The following is a 22,059-nucleotide window of genomic DNA, read 5'->3' as shown; positions in this document are numbered from 1 at the left end:
CCCCTGGCGCTGGGTCGCCGCCGCGGCGGCGGCCGGGCTCGTCGTCGGCGGCGGGGGCGCCTGGTGGGTGGCCAACCACGACGACTCCACGAACGTGGTGGCCACGGCGACCCTCGAACCTCTGCCCGGCTGGGACGCGTCGGGTTCCGCGGTGGTCGAGACGGCGGCCGACGGGAGCCGCGTGCTCGTCGTGGACCTCACCCACGACGCCCCCACGGGCGAGGGCTTCCGCGAGGTGTGGCTCCTCAAGCCCGACGTCAGCGGGCTCGTGAGCCTGGGCACGCTGGACGGGACGTCCGGGCGGTTCGACCTGCCCGACGGCCTCGACCTGTCGCAGTACTCCGTGGTCGACGTGTCCGAGGAGCAGTTCGACGGGAACCCCTCGCACTCCGGCGACTCGATCGTGCGCGGCCCGCTGCAGGCATGAGGACGCCCCCTCCGCTGGGAGGGGGCGTCCTGTCGTCGTCCGTCAGACCGCGGGCGGGGCCGCCGGCGGCTGCTGCTGCTGGACCGGCACCTGCTGGACGGGCTGGACGGGCTGGACCGCCACGGGGGCCGCAGCAGCCGGCGCCGCGTTCGGCGTGGTGCGCTGCTCGACCACCGCGGTGTGCGACGTGTTGCTGCGCTGCGCGTTGAGCACGATCGCCAGGATCAGTGCGATGACGCCCGCAGCCATGCAGATGTAGCCGATCACGACCAGGTTGACCCCGTCGACCGCGTCCTGGACGCCGAACGAGAGGATCGCGCCGATGACGATGAGGGCGATGCCGCCTCCGATACCCATGTCCGGTCCTTCCGTCGTGCCGGGCGTCGGTCGCCCGGCTTCGACCCGCGAGTCTGGTCCCGACCGGGCGAACCCGCACGTCGAGAGGACCGGCTACCCGAGGATCTCGGGATAATTCGGACCATCCTCACCCGTCCGGGTGAGCACGTGCTCGGCGAGGAACGCCTCGACCACCTGGTACCAGACGATCGCGTGCTGGGGGCTCAGCACCCAGTGGTTCTCGTCCGGGAAGTAGAGGAACCGGTGCGGCGTCTTGCCCTCGTCGTCGGCGGGCAGCCCGCTCTTGGCCAGCAGCTCGTACCAGAGCCGCAGGCCCTCGCCGATGGGCACGCGGTAGTCCTTGTCGCCGTGGATCACGAGCATGGGCGTGACGATCTTGTCGACGTGCAGGTGCGGTGAGTTGTCGAGAGCCATCTGCTCGGTCATCTCGCGGCCCCAGTAGAACGCCGCGTCCGTCGTCGGGCCGAACTGGTCCAGCGCCCACAGGCTCGCGTGCGTGACGATCGCCTGGAAGCGGTCGGTGTGGCCGGCCACCCAGTTGGCCATGTAGCCGCCGAACGAGCCGCCCATGGCCGCTGTGCGGCTCTCGTCGATGTCGTCCCGCTGCTCCACCGCGTCCGTGATCGCCAGCAGGTCCGTGTACGGCGTGCCGCCCCAGGCACCCCAGCCGTCCTGGACGAACTGCTGGCCGTAGCCCGTCGACAGCGCCGGGTCCGGCAGCAGCACCGCGTACCCGCGCGCGACGAGGATCCACGGGTTCCACCGCCACGACCACGCGTTCCACGAGCCGAGCGGGCCGCCGTGGATCCACAGGAGCAGCGGAGCCTTGTCCGATCCCTCCGGTCGAGCCAGCCACCCGCGCACGCGGCGGCCGTCGTCGTCCGTCGTCTCGACCTCGGTCAGCGTGCCGGGCAGCTCGGGCGTCGCGATCGGGCTCTTGAGCGCGGTCGTCTGCTTCGTCGCCAGGTCGATGCGCACGGGGTGGCTCGGCGCCTCGTACGACGTCCGCAGCGCGTACGCCGTGGTGCCGTCCGGGCTGATGCTCACGTCCGTGAACGTCGCGTCGTCGCTGGTCAGCCGCGTGACCTCGTCCGTCGCCAGGTCGAGCCGGAAGATCGGTCCGCGGCCGTCGTCGTCGGCGAGCACGAGCAGCGCCGAGCTGTCCGGCAGCCAGACGGGCTCGTGCGGCCAGCGGTCCCACGTCGGCGCGAGCGTGCGCGGCTCGCCGCCGGTCAACGCGACGATCTCGAGTGTCACGCGCGGGGCCGCGTGCGGCGTCGAGATCGTCTCCCGGCTGTAGACCACCCACTGCCCGTCGGGCGAGACGCGCGGCGACCCGAGGTCAGCCTCCGGGTCGTCGACGAGCACCCGCTGCTCACCCGACGCCACGTCGATCGCGACCAGGCGGCTCCGCATGTCCCCGCGCGAGAGCGGCAGGTGCCACCCGGTGACCACCGTCCGGCCGTCCGGGCTGATGTCCGAGGCCTGCTCGACCAGCGCCGAGCGCGCTCCCGGCGTCACGTCCGTCAGGGTCAGCTTCGGGTCCGTGCTCGACGCCAGGGGCGCGACGACGTCGTCGGACACGGTCGCGACGAACAGGTGCGGCGACTCCGGGCCGAGGTCGTGGTCCCAGTACCGGACCGGGTAGGAGTCGTGCAGGATCGCCGCGACCTTCTTGTCCTTGCGAGCCTTGCGCAGCTTCTCGTCCGTCTCGGCGTCCGTGGCGCTGGGCAGCACGTCCGACCCGACGAGCACGACGTCGGCGTCCTTGGCGACGTGCACACCACCGAGACCCGCGGCCCGGTGCGCGACCACGCGGGCCTCGGCGCCGTTCTTGGGCAGCAGCCAGAGCGCCGGGACCGCGTCGTCGTCGTCCTTGTCGCTGTCGGGGTCCGGCCGCGCGCTGGTGAACAGCAGGTCGCCGTGCGCAGTGAACGCCGCGCTGGACTCACCCTTCGCGCTGCGGGTCAGCCTTCTCGCGGGCTCCTGGTTGCTCGGGTCGACCTCCCAGAGTGCCGTCACGAACTTGGTCTTCTTGCTGTTCAGCGTCGCGACGGCGGTCACCAACCGCGTCCCGTCCGGCGAGAGCACGAGCCCCGCGAGCCGAGGGATGGCGACGTACTGGTCAAGATCGTGAAAGGGCGTCGAAGTCATGCGCTCCGTCCTACCACCTCGACCTGCCCGGCTGCTGGGCGGTCGGGTCGCGCAGGCTGCGAGAACAACATCCGACCCGCTATCTGCCTCCATGACGGGTCTGATGTTGTTCTCACGGCCGCGGAGCGCGATCGAGTGCGGCGCGGACGGTGGTCGGGATCGTGCTCGGGGTCCGGATGTCGGCTGCTGTGAAGCGCAGGAGGTCCACGCGACCCGTGTTCATCAGGGCGTTCTGCCGCGCCCGGTCCCGGAGGAGCGCGTTCGGCGCCTCGTGAAACTCGCGACCGTCGATCTCCGCGATCAGCCACCGGCTGCCGTCGAGGCGCCAGCCCATGTCACCGCGACCGATGAGCCGTCCACTCGATGCCCTGATCTCGACCTGCAGCTCATCAGGCGGCACTCCGCCGTCGACGCAGGCGAGTCGCGCGAACGACTCGAGCGGCGACTCGGCTCGACGATCGACCAGGCCGATCCAGTCCGCCACCTTGGCCGACCCCCGTCGGCCGCGCATCCGGGCTGTCACCGCGGACAGTCCGGCGTCCGTGAGCAGGCCCCGGTGAAGCGTGTCGTCGAGCACGGCAACGGCGTTGTCCCGCGGCAGCTCGGGCAGGGAGAGGGCTAACGCCGGCACCATGCCGGCAACCATTCCTGCGCCGAACCGTGTCGGCTCGAGGGCCTCGACCTGGCGGACACGCACACCCTCCCGCGACCGGCCGAACCTCCCGCCCGGCATCGCCACCTCGGGGTGGATGTCCGACGGCAGGCCTCCGACGCCGAGAAGCGCCAGCGCGCACTGCCCGACGGCGATCGCGCCGGGACCAGCCGCGAGCATCCCGAGCCACGCGGCCCGCCGACGTCGGTGGTCCGCGTCCCGGCGACGGTCCCGCAACGGCTCCACGTCGAAGACACCGCGCACGACCCGTTGCCACGTCGATGTCGCGACCAGCCGCCCACGCTGGTTCGATCCGAGTCCGGCTTCGTCGCACTGGACCGACGAGAGAAGCCCCTCTTGCCGATGGGCGAGTGTCAGCAACGACCGGGGTGGCGGCTGCACGGGACGCATTCCGCGATGACACCAACGTCGAACGACCGTCAAGCGACGTGGAGGTCGACCGGTGAACTCACTCCAGATCCGCCGCGCTGTGGGCGGCTCACGTACCGGCGCTGTCGTCGCACGCGTGATGTGTCGGCTGCCGACGGTCGACTGGGCCACGGTCATAGGGGTTGTCCACAACCGGGTGAACGGTCGTGACGCGGGCCGTCCGCTTTCGGTACGTTCGCCCGCATGTCCTGGCTGACGAGCTCTCGCCGCGGTGCCCGGCTTGTCGCGCCCGTGACCGGGTTGCTGCTGCTGGCGGCGTGCACCGGCGGGACGCCCGAGGCGACGGAGTCCTCGACGCCCGCCGTCGTGGTGACGCCTTCGCCGACGCCGACGTCGACGCCGACCGAGTCGCCCAAGGTGGACGTGAGCGTGAAACCGTCCCGGCCCGCGGCGCTGGATGAGCCACCTAGCGCGGATGGCGCGGTGGCTGCTGCGGAGTACTTCCTCGGGCTCTACCCCTACATCTACGCGACGGGCGACCTCAACGACTGGAACGCTCTCAGCCACCCTGAGTGCGTGTTTTGCTCGAGCGCAACGACGAACGCCCAAGCGATGGCCGGTCGCGGAGAACACAGTCAAGGGGGCGCCTTCGAACTCGTCGATCGCTCAGTTCTTGAGGTCAATCCCGGGGCGTGGTACACGGTCAAGATCGACCTAATCCAGGATCCGTCAGCGACACTCAACGGAACCGGGGATGTTGTGAAGAGCTTCCCGGATACGAAGAGGATCCACGTCGATCTCGCCGTTGTGTGGAACAACGGATCGTGGGCTGTTCGGGAGGCGACTCCGACAGAAGAGCCATCGTCGTGAGAGAGCGCCCTTGGCTGATTTGCCTCCTGACGCTCGCGATAGTCGTGGTCGGCCCTACGACCAGCACCCAAGCTGTGGACATCCTCGGGGATTCGTCAGGGGACGCACTACGACTGTCTGCGTTCGAAGGTGAGCAACTCGCCCGCGCCCTCCGCGCCAAAGCCGGAGCGCCCGAGGTGCTGCTGCGCGAGTACCAGCGTGCGGTCTTCTGCAACACCAACAGCGCCGAGCTGACCACGCCGCTGAACGGCACCTGCCCCCCGGCCGATGGCGAGGCCGGCCTTAACAACTGCGGCGAAGCGACGCCCGTGCTCCCGCTGTGGACCAGGACGCGCGCGACACCCGTGGACGCCTGGTCCGCGTGGACGATCGTCGCGGACGGTGGCTGCCCGGACGACCTGCTGCCCACGTTCACGGCGGCGGACTTCCGCCTCCTGCCCATCGCGCCGCAGGTCGTCCAGATGCAGCCGGACCGCGGCTGGGTGCTGGTGAACAAGGAGACGATCGTCCTGACCGACGCCGCCGAGCAGACGTTCCGGACGGACCTGTTCGGCTACGGCATCGACGTGATCGCCACGCCGACGCACTTCACGTGGGACTTCCAGGACGGCTCGCGACACCTGTCGACCACGAGTCCGGGGCACCCGTACCCGGCGTTCGACGTGTCCCACGTCTACACGGATCCGGACCCGGCGCAGACGATCACGCTCACCACCACGTGGTCGGGCCGGTACCGGGTCGACGGGGACGACGAGTGGCGCGACGTGGACGGCACGGCCGAGACCGCGAGCACGTCGGCACAGTTCGAGGTGGTCGAACGCCGGTCGCACCTGGTCTCGCAGGACTGCGACGCGGACCCCGACCAGCCCGGGTGCGGCTGAGTCAGTCGCGGGTGTCGCGCTCGGCCAGGCCGGCGAGCATGGCGTTGTACTCGTCCATCTCGACGTCGCCGTCCCGGTCGACCTGGCGGTCACGCCGGCGGGCGGTGCGGTCGTCGTCGCGGGACCACGCCACAGCAACGCCGATGGCCAGGGCCAGGGTCGGGATCTCGCCGATGCCCCAGGTGATCGCGCCGCCGGCCTGCTGGTCGGCGATCGCCGACGCTCCCCAGGGGCGGCCCATCAGGCCGAACCAGTCGGCGACGAGCAGGACGTCGCCGGTCACCATGGTCACGCCGAAGAAGGCGTGGAACACCATCGTTGCGAAGAGCAGGAGCAGCCGCTGCGGGTAGGGAAGTCGCTTGGGACCGGGGTCGATGCCCACGAGCGCGTTGACGAACAGGTACCCGACGGTGGTGAAGTGGACGACCATCGCGAGGTGCCCGACGGGGCTGCGCAGCGACCACTCGAACAGGCCGGAGTAGTAGAAGAGCAGCATCGAGCCGATGAAGTTCACGGCGGCCACGACGGGGTGCGCGAAGAACTGCCCGACCCGGCTGTGGACGATGACGAGGATCCACTCGCGAGGCCCGCGCGAGGCGTCGTCGCGCAGCTGCGTCGAGCGGACGGGCAGCGCGCGCAGGGCCAGTGTCACGGGCGCGGACAGTGCGAGGAACAGCGGCACGACCATCGCCAGAGTCATGTGCTGGACCATGTGCGCGCTGAACAGGACGTGCCCGTACAGGTTGGGTGCGCCGTTGGTCGCCCACAGGAACAGGATCATGCCGACCGACCAGGACCCGGCCCGGAGCAGCGACCACGAGTCGCCGCGGCGCCGCAGCCGGAGCACCCAGCGCCAGTAGACGATCAGGCCGGCGACGGCCGCCGACGCCAGGACGAGGTCCCAGCGCCACTCGGTGATCCACCGCAGGGCGGTCGGCTCGGGCGGCAGGGGGTGGCCGGTCAGCTGGTAGGCGGGGGACTGGTCGAGCGGCGGCTCCTCGGACACGGGCGGCGCGGTCTCGCCGAGCGCGACGGCGACGCCCGACACGGCACCCATGACGGTCAGCTCGACGAGCACGAGCCGCCAGAACAACCAGTCGCTCGAACGCGTGGCGAGCTGCGGCAGCACCGCGCGCCGGTGCGCCAGGCCGAGCAGACCGAGGATGCCGAACAGCGCCGTCTTCACCAGCAGCAGGACGCCGTACGGCGTCGTGAGGTCGTCCCAGCCGCTGGTCCGGAGCAGGCCGTTGACCAGCCCGGACACGGCGATCGCGGCGTAGCACCACCCGGCGATCACCGAGTAGCGCGCGACCGACGCGGTCAGGTCGGTGCCGATCCGACGGACCAGGAGCGCCAGCGCGGCGAGGGCACCGATCCAGACGGCGGCGCCGACCAGGTGCACCACCATCGACGACGTCGCGATGTCGTGCCCCGAGGCACCGGCGGCGTGCCCGAGCTGGGCCTGCTGCCAGAGGGCGACGAGCACGAGGACGGTGGTCCAGGCGGCGCCCGTAGGCGTGGCGACGACGAGCGCGAGAGCGGTGACCACCGCCGCGACGGTCGTGATCAGCAGCAGAGTCCGGCCGAGGTCGATCTGCGTGACGAAGACGCCGAGCTCCGACCCGAACGTCGCGGAGTCGAGTGGCCGGCCGGCGACGCTCGCGTAGGTCAGGACCAGGTGCACGACCGACAGGAGCGTCCAGGTGCCCGCGGCGAACCCGGCCAGCAGGGTGCTGCGCGGGTACGCGGTGCCGTCCGCGGTGCCGATGCCGGCGCGGATGGTTCGCGTCGACGCCGTCGCGGCGCGGCGCGGCAGCACGCACACCGCCAGCACGAGGGCGCCGAGCGTCACGGAGCCGGCCAGCTCGGTCAGGGTCGCCGTCGCTGGCAGGCCCCAGCGGACGACGACACCCGGGTCGCGGAGCAGCGCCGGCAGCGCCGCGCCGGAGAACGCCACGCCGAGCAGAGCCGCGACGACCGCCGCCACCGCGAGCACCAGGACGCGCCACGGGCTCGGGGTTCGACGCACACCGGCGCCCGATCCCCCGGCCTTGGTCACCGGCGCAGTCATCGGACCAGCGTAGGTCGCTGCTGGGGCAGATCCGTCACGCTGCCGGCCGCCTCCGCAGCAGCGCCCAGGCGACGACCCCGCCGACCACCACGAGGACAGCCGCGATCCCGATCAGCTGTCCCGCAGAGACGTGCCGCTCGGCGGCCGCGGGGGCGACCGACGCGGAGGTCGTGGGCGTCGGGGCGGCGGTGGGAGCGGAGGCCGTGGGCGTCGGAGCCGCGCTGGGAGCGGAGGTCGTCGTCGGCACGCCGTAGGCGACCCCACCGGAGGCGGTGAACGCGAACTGGCCCTCGATGGGGTGGCCGTCGTCCGAGGTCACCCGGTAGACCACCGTGTACACCCCGGCCGGCAGCTCCCCGGTGACCTCCTGCGTGATGGTGTTGTCGACGAGCACGGGCGCGCCGGTGCTGACCGTCCGCTCGTTCGGGTCGCGCACCACGATCTCGGTGCCGACGAGGAGCGCGGGCTCGGTGAACGTCAGCGTGACGTGGTCCGGAGCGACGGGGACGGTCGACCCGTCGGCCGGGTCGGTGCCCTGCAGCACGTCGTGCGCCTGTGCCGCGGACGCACCGGCCAGGGTCCCGACGAGCGCGAGCGCGAGGCCGCCGAGCAGCGCCGAGCCGCGTCGGAGCACCGTCGTCGCGAGACGAGCACGAGCGCCGTCTCGTCGGGCACGCGGAAGGTGAGAACCGCGAAGTGGCGCCTCCCGGACGTGGGCGGACGCGGCAGTCGCGGGCAGGGCGGCGAGAGCGAGGGTGGCGGCGGGGGTCGCGCCGGCACGGGTCGAGGGCATGTGGGGTCCTTGAGGGGTCGTCGATGGCGGGCGCGCGGTCCGCCCGGCCACCGGCTCAACCGGTTAGCGCACGGAGACCACGGAGGATTGCCAGGCGGGCGGACCCCGCAGCGGCACGACCGCGCGCCACCACTCGTCCCCCGACGACGGCGCCTCGACCGGCGTCGGCAGAACGGCACGGGGCACGACGACGACCGGGGCGGCCGAGTCGACGAGCGGCCGCAGCCACGCCGCGAGCCACCACAGGGCGCGGTCGGCGCCGACGATCACGAGCGCGGCGGCGAGGGTCGCGGCGACGTGCAGCACGAGCATCGTCGACCCACCGAGCAAGGGCTGCGCCGACCCGGCGTCGGCGGCAGTGCACTGCATCGCCGTCCCAGCGTGGTGCGCGGAGGGTGGGCCGGACATGCAGGCCATCGAGGTGAACAGGCTGAACGCCGAGTGCAGCGCGAGCTGGCCCACGCCGAGCAGGGCCACGGCCCCGACGGGACCCAGCGTGCGCGCCGTCAGCACCGCCGCCGCGGCCAGCGCGAACGCGGTCAGGGCGATGAGGACGACGACCGGAGGCAGGCCGCCGCCGGCGAGCAGGTGCGCGAGGGTCGCGAGCGCGACCGTCACCACGGCGACCATGCCGGCGCGCACGAGGCGCAGCGGGCCGGTCGCGGGAGGGGGCATCCCGCCACGGTAGCCGCCGGCACAGGCGTCGCCCGCACCTGACGGATTCACCGTGACCGGGAACACATCCCGGTGGCACGGTTGTTGCGAACTTTCATGCGGGATGGTTGTCCTGCGCAATCACCTGAGGGTGTCGTACCCCTCCCGTAGCGTCGCCCGTCAGTGCAGTCGCCTCACGCGTCCCCCGTCTGCCGAGAAGGTCCGATGTCCCAGCAGAGCACCACCGAACCCCCCACCCAGAACGCCTCGACGTTCGTCCCGCCGACCCACCGCGAGATCCTCACGATCCTCGGCGGCCTGATGCTCGGCATGTTCCTCGCCGCGCTCGACCAGACCATCGTCGCGACGTCCATCCGCACCATCGGCGACGACCTGAACGGGCTGTCGCTGCAGGCCTGGGTGACCACGGCCTACCTGCTCACGGCCACGATCTCCACGCCGCTGTACGGCAAGCTCTCGGACATCTACGGCCGCAAGCCGCTGTACATGATCTCGATCTCGATCTTCGTGCTCGGGTCGCTGCTGTCCGGCACCGCCGACTCGATGTACCAGCTGGCGGTCTACCGCGGCATCCAGGGCCTCGGCGCCGGTGGCCTGATGGCGCTGGCCATCACGATCCTCGGTGACCTGGTCGCCCCCCGTGAGCGCGCCCGCTACCAGGGCTACTTCCTCGCCGTGTTCGGCGTGGCGTCCGTGCTCGGGCCGGTCGTCGGCGGCTTCTTCGCCGGCGCGGAGACCATCCTCGGCATCGACGGCTGGCGCTGGGTCTTCCTCATCAACGTGCCCATCGGCATCATCGCGATCCTCGTGATCTGGCGCGTGCTGCACCTGCCGCCGCTGCGGCGCGTCGACCACAAGATCGACTACCCCGGCGCGCTCGCCCTCATCGTCGCCCTGGTGCCGCTGCTGGTCGTCGCCGAGCAGGGCCGCATCTGGGGCTGGGACTCCCCGCGGTCGATCTCGTGCTACGTCATCGGCGTGCTCGGCATCGCGGCGTTCATCCTCGCGGAGCGGTACGCCAAGGCCGACGCGATCCTCCCGCTGTACCTGTTCCGGAACCGCACCTTCTCCGTCGGCGCGGGCGCCAACACCGTCATCGGCCTCGGTATGTTCGGCGGCCTCGCGACGCTGCCGCTGTACCTGCAGATCGTGAAGGGCCAGAGCCCCACCGAGGCCGGCCTGACGCTCATCCCGTTCACGCTCGGCATCATGGCGGGCTCGATCGTCGCGGGTCAGACCACCTCCCGGACCGGCCGCTACAAGATCTTCCCGGTGGCCGGAACGATCCTCATGGGCACGGGCGCTCTGCTGTTCTCCCGCCTCGAGTCCGGCACGACCCTGCCCTTCGTCTTCGCGGTCTCGGTCCTGTTCGGGCTGGGCCTCGGCTTCACGATGCAACCGCTCGTGCTGGCCGTGCAGAACGCCGTCCAGGTGCGGGACATGGGCGTCGCGACGTCGTCGTCCCTGTTCTTCCGCCAGATGGGCGGCACGCTGGGGACCGCCGTGTTCCTGTCCGTGCTGTTCTCGACGGTCGGGGACAACATCGCGTCGGCCTTCCGCGCCGTGGCCAAGACGCCCGCGTTCCAGGCGGCTCTGGCTGATCCCGCGGTCCAGGCCGACCCGGCGAACGCTCCTGTGCTGTCGATGCTGCAGCCGGGCGGGGGCGCGACGGTGCCGTCGCTCGACGACTCGTCGTTCATCAACAACCTCGACCCGCGGCTCGCGCAGCCGTTCCTCGACGGGTTCGCGCAGTCCGTGGACACCGTCCTGCTGCTGGCGGCCTTCATCATGGCCGCCGGTGTCATCCTCACGGTCATGCTCCCCGAGCTGCCCCTGCGCAACGTGTCGGGCATCCAGGGCCGGTTCGACGACGACGCCGCAGCCGCCGCGGGCACGCCGCCCACACAGGCGGCCGCGGCGACCGCCGTGGGCGGTGTCGCGGCCATCGTCGCCGACGACGCCGCGGTGACCCGCGCGGAGGCGTCGACCGACGCAGCCGAGGAGGGCGCCGACCACGCTCGACGGGGGGAGTCGGTCCGCGCCGACTGACGCTCCACCCTCACCGACGACGGCCCGGCACGCACCTGCGCGCCGGGCCGTCGTCGCGTTTCCGCACCTACACGGCAATCACCAGGCAGTCTTGGCCCGAAGGATCCGTCGGAACAGTTCGAGAACGGTTGAACCTCGACGGTCCCCGGATCGTGACACAGGTGACAGCCCCGAGCAGGTACCCCACGGAGGTGGAGATGTCCGCGACGACGCAGGAGTCCCCGGCAGCACCGATCAGCGCGCACACCTGCGACGGGTGCCTCGACCGCCGACAGATGCTGGCCAGGGCGGGCCTCGTGACGATGGGCGTCGCGGCGGCGGGCGTCCTGGCGGCGTGCGGCGGTGGCGGCTCGGACACCCCGGAGGACGCGCCGGCACAGGACGCGCCCGCGGCGGGCGAGCCCCTGGCGCAGGTGGCCGACATCCCGGTCGGCGGCGCGCTGTCCGCGACCGGCGCCGACGGCAAGCCGATCATCCTGCTGCAGCCCGAGGCGGGAACGGTCACGGCGGTGTCGGCAGTCTGCACGCACCAGGGGTGCACGGTCGCACCCGACGGCGACCAGCTCAAGTGCCCGTGCCACGGATCGGTGTTCGACCTCACCGGCGGCAACGTCTCCGGCCCGGCGCCGTCACCCCTGCCGGCGGTCGACGTGCACGTCAGCGACGGCGCCGTGCTCGCGGGGAAGGCCTGAGCCGTGGCCGACACCCGGCGCCGGACGGCCACGCTGCTGCGGGTGCTCATCGCGATCTGCGTCGTGACCTCGGCGGTCGTGCACCTCTACCTCTGGCAGGACGGGATGAAGACGCTGGACGTCGTCGGTCCCGCGTTCCTGCTCAACGGGATCGGCGGCCTCGTGCTCGGCGTGCTCGTCCTGGTCTGGCGGCACTGGCTGCCGCTGCTCGGCGCCGTCGGCTTCGGCGTCGCGACCCTCACGGCCTTCCTCATCTCCACGACGCCCGGTGGGTTCTTCGGGGTGCACGAGCGGTGGGTGGGCTGGGCCGTGTGGCTGTCGGCGATCTCCGAGATCGGCGCGATCGTGCTCGGCATCGCGGCGCTGCTGGCGGAGCGAAAACGCTCCATCGTCAGCGCGACGCGGTGACGTGGTCGAACCGCTGAGTACGCCGTGCGCTCACGCGCCCGGCTGCCCGCCGGGTCGCCCATAGCGTCGGTAGAAGTCCTCGGTCGCCTCCTCGACGGTCCAGCTCTCAGCCTGCACCTCCGCGCGCGACTTCCGACCGACGTAGGGCCCGCGTCCCCGTGGGCCGGCCAGCCAGCCGAGCTCGTCCAGGAACCGCGCCCGGGCGACGGCGAAGTCGTCGGTCCTCAGCAGGAGTCGCTGCGTCCCCATGTCGCGGTAGGACACCGTGTAGCTGTCGCCGTCCAGGCCCAGGACGATGAGCTCGCTGCTCAGCTCGGCAGGGATGTGCCAGATGAAGTAGTCCAGGCCGTACAGGTATCCGAGCCGCAGGCACTCGTCGTGCAGCTCGACGAACTCGGGCGGTGGTGCGGGCACGCTCATGGCTCGACCACGACGAGGATCTTGTGGGCGATCAGGTCTGCCTGGGTCATGACGTCTCCATTGGGCGCGAAGAACCGGTACTGGACGGCACCGCCCGGCTGCCCGAACCACGGTGCGATCGTCGAGGACTCGATGTCGATCGAGCCGTTCCGGACCAGCGGGTGGCTGGTGTCGATCCGGTAGTCCTGGCGGGAGAAGTTCAGCCGGTCGGGTGGGAGGGCACGTTCGCCGAACGGCGTGTCCTGGGGCGAGAAGTACGTGCCGCCGTCGCCGCCGATCCGGTCGAGCTGGATGTCGTCCGACGGCGTGAGCGCGCGCCGCACCTCGGAACCCGGAACGGCGCCGTCGTTCGGGGGCCACCGCCAGTCCAGTCCGCCCGGGACGCCCGGATCGGGCCGCCCGTGGTACTGCTGCATGAAGTCCTCGGACGAGTCGAACCCGCCCAACGGGTCGTATCCGGGTTCCACGACGTCGACGTTGTCGGGGTGGATGTGTGGGTCTTGGACCTGCTCGTACGTCGCCCGCCTCGCGCCGTCCCCGACGGGCAGCCCGCTCGGGTGCCGCGGCGGCACGTCGGGCGCCTTGGCGCCGGGGAGCTTGCCGCGCACCCCGGAGGCCAGGCGGCGCAGCACGTCCTGCAGGGCTTCGAGCAGGTTCTTCAACGACTTCGCCGACGAGATGACGTCGGTGACCGAGCGTCCCACCTTGGCGGCCAACGACGAGACGCGGGTGGAGACTTGCCCCACGATCACCGGCGTGGCCAACCCGAGGGTGAACACCGCCTCGGCCGCCCAGGAGATGATCGACCCGACCAGCGACGCCAGCGTGTCCCGCACCAGGTCGTGCACCACCTGCACCACCATCGCGCACGTCTTCAGCGCCCCGCCGATGGCCGACGCCGAGCTGCCCGTGGCCCGGATCCGGTCCGCCAACCCGTCCGCGTACGCGCTGTACGCCTCGATCGACGACCCGGTCATCGCCTCCAGGTCCGCCCGCACGACCCGGGTCAGCTCATCGCCGGCGGCACCCATCGCGTCCGCGACGTTCTGCCACGTCCCGGCGAACCCGAGCACTGCACCGGGATCCCCGGTCAGGTCGTCCAGCCAGCCCTTCAGCGGCTCCAGATGCTCCATCAACCAGCCCAGCCCGGCGCCGATCAACGACCCCAGCGGGTCGATCACAGTCGCCGCGACATCCAGCGCGGCACCGACCCCGGCCAACCCGATCGCGACCCACGACCCCGACTCCAACGACGAGCACAGGTCCGTGACGGACTCCAGCACCCCGGCACCACCGAACGCGGTGGACGTGTCGACCTGGCCCGCGACCAGCGGGTTCGCCGTCACCGGTCGAGGACCTTCCCGATGCCGTGCAGCAGCTGCTCCACGCGCTCGTCGACCTGCTCGAACGACCGGGCCATCGACCCGAGCTCGCGGACGACGCCGTCCGACGCCTCGTGCATGGCGGCCAGCGCCTCGCGTGCCGCCGAGTCCACGCCGCCGACGATCGCGGGCAGGAACGAGCAGAGCACCCCGAACGCCCCGCCGTGCAGGTCCGTCGACCCGGTGGCGGACTGCGCCGTGCGCACGTCGCTCGCCACCTGCTCCACCCGTGCGCCGTGCCGACGCAGGATCTCGGTGTCGACCTCGAAGCCCCCGCTCATGCCCAGCGCGCCTCGATCTCGTCGCGGAGGTGCGTGCTGATCGGCGAGCCCTCGCCGTACGCGTCGTCGGTCACCGCGACCGCCCGCCGGCCCGCGTCCCGGCCGGCGGCCTTCACGGTCTCGCGGATCAGCGTCGCCAGGTCGGATGGGCGCAGGCTCATCGCGGCGTCGTCGATCACGAGGTCCGTGAGCTGCCCCGTCGCATCGACCTCGACGTCCACCTCGCCGCGCGGGCTGCGCGCCCGGCCGCGGACCCGGTCGATCGATGCCCTGACCTCGGCCGCGCGCTCGGCGCGCTCTTGGGCCTGCGCGATGTCCTGCTGCACCCGCGCCAGGGCGGCGTCCGGGTCGTCGTAGAACGCTGTCACGCCCGGCAGCCTAACCACGAACCGGACGGGCCGACGGGGCTTCCACCGATCGGCTCATCAGGGTCAGACGCCCTCGAGCAGCCGCCGCTCGTACGCCGCGACCACCTGCGCGGGGCTCCAGTCCTCCGTGCCGACGGCCTGGGCGCGGCCGACGTAGGGCCCGCGCCCGCGCTCGGCGCCGAGCCAGCACGCCTCGTCGAGGAAGACGGCCCGCGCCTGCGCGAACGACGGCGACGCGAACAGGGTCCGGGTCACGCCCATGTCGGTGTAGAGCACGAGGAAGCCGTCGGGCGAGCCGTCGAACAGGATGCACTCGGACCCGTGCTTCGGGCTGACGAACGCGACGGCAAAGTCGACGCCGTCCAGCAGGTCGTTGTCGAGCGCGTCGGCGCGCAGCTCTTCCGCCTCGCCGTTCACAGCGACTCCTCCACGAGGATCCGGAACCGACGCAGGTCGCGGACGGTGATCGACGCGCCGTTGGTGTCGAGGAACCGGTAGACCGTCGCGCCGCCCGGCTGCCCGAACCAGGGCGCGACGACGGACTCCTCGAGCTGCACGAGTCCGTCGACCACCAGCGGGCTCGTGGTGTCGACGCGGTACGCGTGCCGGGCGGTCTCCCGCTTGTCCGGCGGCATCGACCGCGTGCTGAAGCCCGAGTCGCGGGCGTGCAGCTGGTCCCCGCGCTCGTAGCCGATCCGGTCGAGCCGCAGGTCGTCGTCCACGGTCAGCCGCCGCACGGTGACGGGGACCGGGTCGTCGGGCCATCGCCACGTCGCAAAACCGCTCATCCCCGGAGTGTCACACGCGAGGACGCCGTCAGCCCCACACCAGCCCGTGCGACGGGTCGTGCAGCACGCGCGCGACGTCGGCCAGCACCTGTGAGCCGAGCGCGCCGTCGACCAGGCGGTGGTCGAAGCTCAGCGCCAGCTGCGTGACGTGGCGGATCCGGATCTTCCCCTTGTGCACCCACGGCTGCTCGCGGATGGCGCCGAAGGCCAGGATCGCGGCCTCGCCCGGGTTGAGGATGGGCGTGCCCGTGTCGATGCCGAACACCCCGACGTTGGTGATCGTGATGGTGCCGTCGGACATGTCCGCGGGGCTGGTGCGGCCCGCCCGGGCGGTCGACGTGAGCTCGGCCAGGGCGCCCGCGAGCTCCTTGAGCGTGAGGCGGTGCGCGTCCTTGATGTTGGGCACGACGAGCCCGCGGGGGGTCGCCGCCGCGATGCCGAGGTTGATGTAGTGCTTGTAGACGATCTCCTGCGAGCCCTCGTCCCAGCTGCCGTTGATCTCGGGGTGCCGGCGCACGGCCAGCATGAGCGCCTTGGCGGCGATGAGCAGCGGAGTGACGCGCACGTCCGAGAACTCGCGGTCCGCCCGAAGTCGCTCGACGAGCTTCATCGTCTTGGTGACGTCGACCGTGTGGAAGACCGTGACGTGCGGGGCGGTGAACGCGCTGGTCACCATGGCCTCGGCGGTCCGCTTGCGCACCGACTTCACGGGCACGCGGGTCTGGCGACCGTCGGAGGACACGGTGCCGCTGGCCAGCCAGGGCGCGTCGTCGCCGGGGTACGTGGCCAGCGTGCGGGCCTCGGCCTGGGCCGCACGGCCGAGCACGTCCTCGCGCGTGACGATGCCGCCGGGACCGGTCGGCGTGATCGAGTCGAGGTCGACGCCCAGCTCGCGGGCGAGCTTGCGGACGGGCGGCTTGGCCAGCGCGTGCCGGGTGGCCTCGCGCTGCGACGCGGTCGCGGCCGCGGCCGTCGGTGCCGACGCCGGTGAGCCGTCGGCGGTCCGGTCACGCCGGCCCGCGCCGGTCTCGGCAAGCCCGTAGCCGACGAGCACCGCCTCCCGCGCAGCGGGCTCGGCGGGTTCCGCAGGCTCAGCAGGCTCAGCGGGCGTCGCGGGCTCGTCGACGACGCGGCCCGGCCGGGCCGCCGCGATCTCGTCGGAACCCCCGGGCTCGACGCCCGCGTGCCGGTTCCCGCCGCCGCGATGTCCGCGATCGATGGCGCCACCGGTCGGCGCGGCGGGCTCGGACGCCGCCGGCGCCCCCGACGGGTCGGTGTCGACCTCGATGATCGGCGTGCCGACGTCGACGGTCTGCCCCGGCTCGACGAGGATCCGGGTCACGACACCGGCCCACGGGCTCGGCAGGTCGACCAGCGACTTCGCGGTCTCGATCTCGACGATGGTCTGGTTGACGGCGACCGTGTCACCGACGGCGACATGCCACGCAACGATCTCGGCCTCGGTCAGGCCCTCGCCCGCGTCCGGGAGCGGGAACTGCTGGAAGGTCGGCACGGCGGGTCTCCTCAGAAGGCCAGCGAGCGGTCGACGGCGTCGAGGACGCGGTCGAGCCCGGGCAGGTAGTCGTGCTCGATCTTGGCGACGGGGTACGGCGTGTGGAAGCCGCCGACGCGCAGCACGGGCGCCTCGAGGTGGAAGAAGCACTCCTCGGTGATGCGCGCGGCCACCTCGGCGCCGGTGCCGTACAGCACGGGCGCCTCGTGCACGACGACGCAGCGACCGGTGCGGCGGACCGACGCGGCCACGGTCGCGGTGTCCAAGGGCGACAGGGTGCGCAGGTCCACGACCTCGATGCTGGTGCCCTCGGCGGCGGCCGTCTCGGCGGCCCTGAGCGCGGTCTGCACGGTGGGGCCGTAGGCGACGACGGTGACGTCGGTGCCCGGGCGGAGCACCTTGGCGGTGTCGAGCGCGGGGTGCGGGGCGTCGATGGCGGCGTCGACGTCGACCTCGCCCTTCTCCCAGTACCGGCCCTTGGGCTCGAAGAACAGGACCGGGTCCGGCGACGCGATGGCCTGCTGGATCATCGAGAACGCCTCGGTCGGCGACGACGGGCTGATCACCCGCAGGCCAGCGGTGTGCGCGAAGAGGGCCTCGGGCGACTCGCTGTGGTGCTCGACCGCGCCGATGCCGCCGCCGTACGGCACGCGGATGACGACGGGCAAGGTGAGCCGGCCGTTCGAGCGGTAGTGCATCTTGGCCAGCTGCGTGGTGATCTGGTCGAACGCCGGGAAGATGAACCCGTCGAACTGGATCTCGCACACCGGCCGGTAGCCGCGCAGCGCCAGGCCGATCGCGGTGCCGACGATGCCGGACTCGGCCAGCGGGGTGTCGACGACCCGGTCGCCGCCGAAGTCCTTCTGCAGCCCGTCGGTAACCCGGAACACGCCGCCGAGCGCGCCGATGTCCTCGCCCATGAGCAGCACCTTGGGGCTCTGCTCGAGCGCCTTGCGCAGGCCCAGGTTGATCGCCTTGGCGAACGTCATGGTGGTCATCGGTGGCTCGCCTCTCCATCGAGGAACGACGCTTCATACTTCTCGAACCACGCGCGCTCGGACTCCACGACGGCGTGCGGCGTCGCGTAGACGTGCTCGAACATCGACGCCGCCGACGGCCGGCCCATGCCGCGGACGGTCGTGCGGATCCGCTCGCCCAGGGCGTCGCCCTCGGCGGCCAGCTCGTCGAGGAACGTCTGCGGCAGCTCGCCGCGCTCCTCGAGGTGCAGGCGCAGGCGGTCGATCGGGTCGCGCTGGCGCCAGTACTCCTCCTCCGCGGCCGACCGGTACCGGCTCGGGTCGTCGGAGGTGGTGTGCGCGCCCATCCGGTACGTGTAGGCCTCGATGAACGTGGGTCCGCCGCCGGACCGGGCCCGGTCGAGCGCCTCGGCGGTCACCGCGTACGTGGCCAGGACGTCGTTGCCGTCGACGCGCACGCTCGGGATGCCGAAGCCGGCGCCGCGGTGGGCCAGCGGGACGCGGGACTGCCGGCTGGTGGGCTCCGAGATCGCCCACTGGTTGTTCTGGCAGAAGAAGACGACCGGCGCGTTGTTGACCGCCGCGAACACGAGCGCCTCGTTGACGTCGCCCTGCGAGGTCGAACCGTCGCCGAAGTACGTGACCACGGCGGAGTCGCGCGCCGGGTCGCCCGAGCCGACGGCGCCGTCGCGCTGCAGGCCCATCGCGTATCCGGTGGCGTGCAGGGTGTGCGAGCCGATGACCAGCGTGTACAGGTGGAACCCGTGCGCGAGCGGGTCCCAGCCCCCGTGGTCGATGCCGCGGAACAGCCGCAGGACCTCCGCCAGGTCGACGCCGCGGGTGTGCGCGACCCCGTGCTCGCGGTAGCTGGGGAACACCTGGTCCTGGGGCGCCAGCGCGCGTCCGGAGCCGATCTGCGCGGCCTCCTGGCCCAGGCTCTGCGCGAAGAGGGCGAGCTCGCCCTGCCGCTGCAGCGACGTCGCCTCGTTGTCGAAGCGGCGGACCAGCACCATGTCGCGGTACAGGCCGCGCAGCGCCTCGGCGTCGAGGTGCGCGATCCGGGGGTCGTAGTCGGGGTGGGCCGTGCGCTGACCGGCGGGGGTCAGCAGCTGCACGAGACCGTCGTCGGTCAGGGGGCCGTTCGGGACCACGCGGTTCTCCTTCGCGTGCAGCGGCGGTGCCGCTCGGGGGTGGTGGCAAAGTCGGTCGTTCGTAACCTACGTTAGCGTAGGCTACGGCACCGTAGGTTGGCCGGAAGGACCTTGACAAGCCTGAGCGAGCGCCCTTGTCGACTGTCTACACCCGCAGCCGCCGGCGCGGGACGCTCAGCGCGCGAGCCACTCCGCGGCCACCTCGAGCAGCAGATCGGTCGCCTCGGGTTCCCCGACGCTCACCCGCACACCGTCGCCCTGGAAGGGCCGCACGAGCACGCCGGCGCGGCCGGTGCGCTCCGCGAACGCCGCGGCGTGGTCGCCCAGCGGGAGCCAGACGAAGTTCGCCTGGCTGTCGGGCACGTCCCAGCCCTGCCTCCGGAGGCCGGCGAGAAGGCGGGCGCGCTCGACGACGATCGCGTCGACCCTGGTCATCAGCTCGGCGGTCGCGCGGAGCGACGCGAGCGCGGCCAGCTGGCCGACGTGCGAGACGCCGAACGGTGTCGACGCTGCCCGGATCCCGGCGGCCAGGCGCGGACGCGCCACGGCGTAGCCCACCCGCAGGCCGGCCAGGCCGAACGCCTTGGAGAACGTCCGCAGGAGCACGACGTTGGGGTGGTCGGCGAACACCGCCAGACCGTCGGGGACCTCCGGGTCGCGGACAAACTCGACGTAGGCCTCGTCGAGGACGACGAGCACGTCCTGCCGGACCGCGTCGAGGAACGTGGCCAGCTCGTCGGCGTGCACCGCCGGGCCGGTCGGGTTGTTCGGGGTGCACACCAGCACGACCTTGGTCAGCGGCGTCACGGCCGCGGCCATCGCCTCGAGGTCGAGCCGCCCGTCGTCGCCCACGGGCACGTGCACGCCGACCGCGCCCGCCAGCGTGACCGCGATCGGGTACGCCTCGAACGAGCGCCAGGGCACGACGACCTCGTCGCCGGGTTCGCACACCGCGGAGAGCACGTGGCCCAGCACGGCGACCGAGCCGCAGCCTGTCACCACGTTCTCGGGGGCCACCCCCAGCGACGTCGCGATCGCGCCCGTCAGCTCGGTGGCGTACATGTCCGGGTACCGGTTGATGTCCTCGGCGGCGTCGGAGATCGCCAGCACCACGGAGGGCAGTGGTGGGTACGGGTTCTCGTTGGACGAGAGCTTGAACGCGGCCGCACCGACCGGGACGCGAGCCCCGGGGACGTACGGCGGCAGGTCGGACAGGGCCTGACGCAGGGGGACGCGAGTCACGGGCTCAGCATGCCACCGCCCGGTGGATCCACCGGGTCAGCGGGTCGATCGAGCGGGACCAATCCCGCTGCGCGCCGTACTCCGCCCGCACGGTCGGTGGCAGGATCGACGCATGGCCTTCCTCGTCCGCGTCCTCATCAACGGCGTCGCCATCTGGCTCGCCACGCTGATCCTGCCCGGCCTCTCGATCGTCGGCGGCGACACCGGCTGGCAGCAGCTCGCGATCATCCTGCTCATTGCGCTGGTGTTCGGGATCGTCAACGCGATCGTCAAGCCGATCGTCGCGATCCTGTCCATCCCGCTCTACATCCTCACGCTCGGACTGTTCACCATCGTGGTCAACGCCCTCATGCTCATGCTCACGGCGTGGATCACGGAGGCGACCAGCTGGGGCCTGCGGATCGACAACTTCGGGGTGGCCTGCTGGGCCGGCATCATCATCGCGATCGTCAGCCTCGTCCTCTCCGTCCTGGTCCCGGGCGGCAGCCGGGTCCAGTACACGTCGTCGTCGACCGAGATCACCTACTAGGCCAGAGTCGCGGCGGCTGCTCCGCGACGAGAGCGACGTCGCGCGTGGCCTGGAACTGCCGCGTCACCGCGGTCGTGCCGGGCGGACCGAGCACCGACCCGGCCGCGGCGTCGAACGACCGCATCCCGGGGCTCCCCACGAGCTCGCGGTCCGCGAGCGCCGCCGTCTCGGCGTAGCGCGCCACGGAGTGCGCCTCCAACGGCGTCGGGACGACCGGCCCGCCCGTCGACGCGAGGTCGCGCGTGACCACGGTGACGTGCGCTCCCACGGCGTCGGGCACCCCGTCCAGCTGCGGCACGGCGTCCTCCCGGTGCCGGTAGTGCCGCACCTCGACGCCGGCGGGCGCGGGCCGGGGGATGTCCGGGGTACCCGCGGTTGCGATCGCGCGGACCGTGTACGCGCCCCCGACCGCCGCCGCCACCGACATGGCGACCATGCCGCCCTGGCTGTGGCCGGCCAGCATCACGGGCTCGTCCGCGCCGATGCCGGACAGCCGCATCACCTCCAGGACGGCATCCGTCATGTCGTCCGGCAGCCCCCCGAGCAGCCTGCCGTTGGTGGTGAGGTCCATCGGCGTGCTCGCGTCGAGGTTCCAGCTCTCGGTGCCCGGGATCTCGACCACCCACGCCCGCGAGCCGTCGGGGTGCGTCAGCTGCTGCACCGAGATGACGCCCTGCGGTGTGCCGGGCAGCCCGGTCTCGGTGGTCCCGGAGTAGCTGCGCGCCACGTTCTCCAGCACGTCGGCGGTCGTCCGCGGGGCGGGGAGCTGCGGCGGCGCGGCGYGGACGAGCACCGCCGTCGGCCGGGCGGCCGGGAGCGGGCCGAACAGGGTCGCGGCCCCGCCGGCCACCGGCCGCAGCGTCGGCGCCTGCGTGCCCCGATGGAGMGAKCGGACGAACCCACCGACCGCGAGGATCGCCAGCTCGGCCCGACCGTCGGCGGTGAGCCGGCCGGGCAGGTCGGCCACCGCCAGCCGCGCGGCCCGGACC

General features: G+C 72.2%; 23 protein-coding genes and 1 pseudogene. 7 read left to right on the top strand and 17 right to left on the bottom strand.

Features of this window, described 5'->3' with window-relative positions:
* A partial coding sequence (locus ACXJKA_RS19175) for an anti-sigma factor (RefSeq protein ID WP_456826790.1) occupies window positions 1–427 on the top strand: 427 nt, incomplete at its 5' end.
* A gap of 42 nt (window positions 428–469) precedes the next feature.
* Here ACXJKA_RS19175 and ACXJKA_RS19170 read toward each other — a convergent pair.
* The 3 genes from ACXJKA_RS19170 to ACXJKA_RS19160 form a co-directional block, all read right to left on the bottom strand.
* Window positions 470–784: a DUF6458 family protein gene (locus tag ACXJKA_RS19170; protein WP_456826789.1), complete on the bottom strand. Its 315-nt coding sequence runs from the start codon at window positions 782–784 to the stop codon at window positions 470–472.
* A 93-nt stretch (window positions 785–877) separates the two neighbouring features.
* The gene (locus tag ACXJKA_RS19165; protein WP_456826788.1) at window positions 878–2,938 is read right to left on the bottom strand and encodes a S9 family peptidase; all 2,061 of its coding nucleotides are present in this window, start codon (window positions 2,936–2,938) and stop codon (window positions 878–880) included.
* 112 nt (window positions 2,939–3,050) lie between these two features.
* Window positions 3,051–3,854 (bottom strand): type IV toxin-antitoxin system AbiEi family antitoxin domain-containing protein, encoded by an 804-nt coding sequence (locus tag ACXJKA_RS19160; protein WP_456826787.1) that lies wholly within the window; start codon window positions 3,852–3,854, stop codon window positions 3,051–3,053.
* A 369-nt stretch (window positions 3,855–4,223) separates the two neighbouring features.
* On the opposite strand from ACXJKA_RS19160, the gene ACXJKA_RS19155 reads away from it, so the two are divergent.
* Both ACXJKA_RS19155 and ACXJKA_RS19150 read left to right on the top strand, forming a co-directional pair.
* The gene (locus ACXJKA_RS19155) at window positions 4,224–4,850 is read left to right on the top strand and encodes a DUF6318 family protein (RefSeq protein ID WP_456826786.1); all 627 of its coding nucleotides are present in this window, start codon (window positions 4,224–4,226) and stop codon (window positions 4,848–4,850) included.
* Between the two features lie 176 nt (window positions 4,851–5,026).
* Window positions 5,027–5,731, top strand: a complete 705-nt coding sequence (locus tag ACXJKA_RS19150) for a hypothetical protein (protein WP_456826785.1) — start codon at window positions 5,027–5,029, stop codon at window positions 5,729–5,731.
* A 1-nt stretch (window position 5,732) separates the two neighbouring features.
* Here the strand turns inward: ACXJKA_RS19150 and ACXJKA_RS19145 are convergent, their stop codons facing one another.
* From ACXJKA_RS19145 to ACXJKA_RS19135, 3 genes are all read right to left on the bottom strand, one after another.
* Window positions 5,733–7,802: a cytochrome c oxidase assembly protein gene (locus ACXJKA_RS19145; protein WP_456826784.1), complete on the bottom strand. Its 2,070-nt coding sequence runs from the start codon at window positions 7,800–7,802 to the stop codon at window positions 5,733–5,735.
* Window positions 7,803–7,836: 34 nt separating this feature from the next.
* Entirely contained in the window at window positions 7,837–8,595 is a 759-nt protein-coding gene (locus tag ACXJKA_RS19140) for a copper resistance CopC family protein (RefSeq protein ID WP_456826783.1), read from the bottom strand.
* Window positions 8,596–8,658: 63 nt separating this feature from the next.
* On the bottom strand, window positions 8,659–9,270 hold the full coding sequence (locus ACXJKA_RS19135; protein ID WP_456826782.1) for a hypothetical protein: 612 nt from the start codon (window positions 9,268–9,270) through the stop codon (window positions 8,659–8,661).
* Between the two features lie 204 nt (window positions 9,271–9,474).
* On the opposite strand from ACXJKA_RS19135, the gene ACXJKA_RS19130 reads away from it, so the two are divergent.
* From ACXJKA_RS19130 to ACXJKA_RS19120, 3 genes are all read left to right on the top strand, one after another.
* Window positions 9,475–11,319: an MDR family MFS transporter gene (locus ACXJKA_RS19130; RefSeq protein WP_456826781.1), complete on the top strand. Its 1,845-nt coding sequence runs from the start codon at window positions 9,475–9,477 to the stop codon at window positions 11,317–11,319.
* Between the two features lie 197 nt (window positions 11,320–11,516).
* On the top strand, window positions 11,517–12,011 hold the full coding sequence (locus ACXJKA_RS19125) for a QcrA and Rieske domain-containing protein (RefSeq protein WP_456826780.1): 495 nt from the start codon (window positions 11,517–11,519) through the stop codon (window positions 12,009–12,011).
* A 3-nt stretch (window positions 12,012–12,014) separates the two neighbouring features.
* A complete protein-coding gene (locus ACXJKA_RS19120; protein ID WP_456826779.1) occupies window positions 12,015–12,419 on the top strand; it encodes a hypothetical protein in 405 nt (134 codons plus the stop codon).
* A 30-nt stretch (window positions 12,420–12,449) separates the two neighbouring features.
* Here ACXJKA_RS19120 and ACXJKA_RS19115 read toward each other — a convergent pair whose 3' ends face one another.
* The 10 genes from ACXJKA_RS19115 to hisC all read right to left on the bottom strand — a co-directional run bounded on the left by ACXJKA_RS19115 (window position 12,450) and on the right by hisC (window position 20,541).
* Complete coding sequence (locus ACXJKA_RS19115) at window positions 12,450–12,839, bottom strand: hypothetical protein (protein ID WP_456826778.1); 390 nt, start codon at window positions 12,837–12,839, stop codon at window positions 12,450–12,452.
* Complete coding sequence (locus ACXJKA_RS19110; RefSeq protein ID WP_456826777.1) at window positions 12,836–14,185, bottom strand: glycohydrolase toxin TNT-related protein; 1,350 nt, start codon at window positions 14,183–14,185, stop codon at window positions 12,836–12,838. The genes ACXJKA_RS19115 and ACXJKA_RS19110 overlap by 4 nt, the downstream gene beginning before the upstream one ends.
* Window positions 14,182–14,502: a type VII secretion target gene (locus tag ACXJKA_RS19105; protein ID WP_456826776.1), complete on the bottom strand. Its 321-nt coding sequence runs from the start codon at window positions 14,500–14,502 to the stop codon at window positions 14,182–14,184. Before ACXJKA_RS19105 ends, ACXJKA_RS19110 begins: the two co-directional genes overlap by 4 nt.
* Window positions 14,499–14,870: a YbaB/EbfC family nucleoid-associated protein gene (locus ACXJKA_RS19100; RefSeq protein WP_456826775.1), complete on the bottom strand. Its 372-nt coding sequence runs from the start codon at window positions 14,868–14,870 to the stop codon at window positions 14,499–14,501. The genes ACXJKA_RS19105 and ACXJKA_RS19100 overlap by 4 nt, the downstream gene beginning before the upstream one ends.
* A gap of 63 nt (window positions 14,871–14,933) precedes the next feature.
* Entirely contained in the window at window positions 14,934–15,287 is a 354-nt protein-coding gene (locus tag ACXJKA_RS19095) for a hypothetical protein (RefSeq protein ID WP_456826774.1), read from the bottom strand.
* Window positions 15,284–15,658, bottom strand: coding sequence for a TNT domain-containing protein (locus ACXJKA_RS19090; RefSeq protein ID WP_456826773.1), 375 nt, complete (start codon window positions 15,656–15,658; stop codon window positions 15,284–15,286). The genes ACXJKA_RS19095 and ACXJKA_RS19090 overlap by 4 nt, the downstream gene beginning before the upstream one ends.
* 28 nt (window positions 15,659–15,686) lie before the next feature.
* Complete coding sequence (locus ACXJKA_RS19085) at window positions 15,687–17,171, bottom strand: dihydrolipoamide acetyltransferase family protein (RefSeq protein ID WP_456826772.1); 1,485 nt, start codon at window positions 17,169–17,171, stop codon at window positions 15,687–15,689.
* A gap of 11 nt (window positions 17,172–17,182) precedes the next feature.
* Window positions 17,183–18,169, bottom strand: coding sequence for an alpha-ketoacid dehydrogenase subunit beta (locus tag ACXJKA_RS19080; RefSeq protein ID WP_456826771.1), 987 nt, complete (start codon window positions 18,167–18,169; stop codon window positions 17,183–17,185).
* Window positions 18,166–19,299, bottom strand: coding sequence for a pyruvate dehydrogenase (acetyl-transferring) E1 component subunit alpha (pdhA, locus tag ACXJKA_RS19075; RefSeq protein ID WP_456826770.1), 1,134 nt, complete (start codon window positions 19,297–19,299; stop codon window positions 18,166–18,168). Before pdhA ends, ACXJKA_RS19080 begins: the two co-directional genes overlap by 4 nt.
* Before the next feature lie 174 nt (window positions 19,300–19,473).
* On the bottom strand, window positions 19,474–20,541 hold the full coding sequence (gene hisC, locus ACXJKA_RS19070; protein WP_456826769.1) for a histidinol-phosphate transaminase: 1,068 nt from the start codon (window positions 20,539–20,541) through the stop codon (window positions 19,474–19,476).
* A gap of 112 nt (window positions 20,542–20,653) precedes the next feature.
* On the opposite strand from hisC, the gene ACXJKA_RS19065 reads away from it, so the two are divergent.
* Window positions 20,654–21,070: a phage holin family protein gene (locus tag ACXJKA_RS19065; protein ID WP_456826768.1), complete on the top strand. Its 417-nt coding sequence runs from the start codon at window positions 20,654–20,656 to the stop codon at window positions 21,068–21,070.
* On the opposite strand, the pseudogene ACXJKA_RS19060 reads toward ACXJKA_RS19065, so the two are convergent.
* Window positions 21,060–22,059, bottom strand: a pseudogene (locus ACXJKA_RS19060) (hypothetical protein); the annotation flags it as partial. The gene ACXJKA_RS19065 and the pseudogene ACXJKA_RS19060 sit on opposite strands and share 11 nt — an antisense overlap.

It is taken from the genome of Cellulomonas sp. P5_E12 (assembly GCF_054049315.1).
The sequence above is the reverse complement of the archived record's forward strand: the minus strand, read 5'-3'. Positions and strand labels throughout refer to the sequence as shown.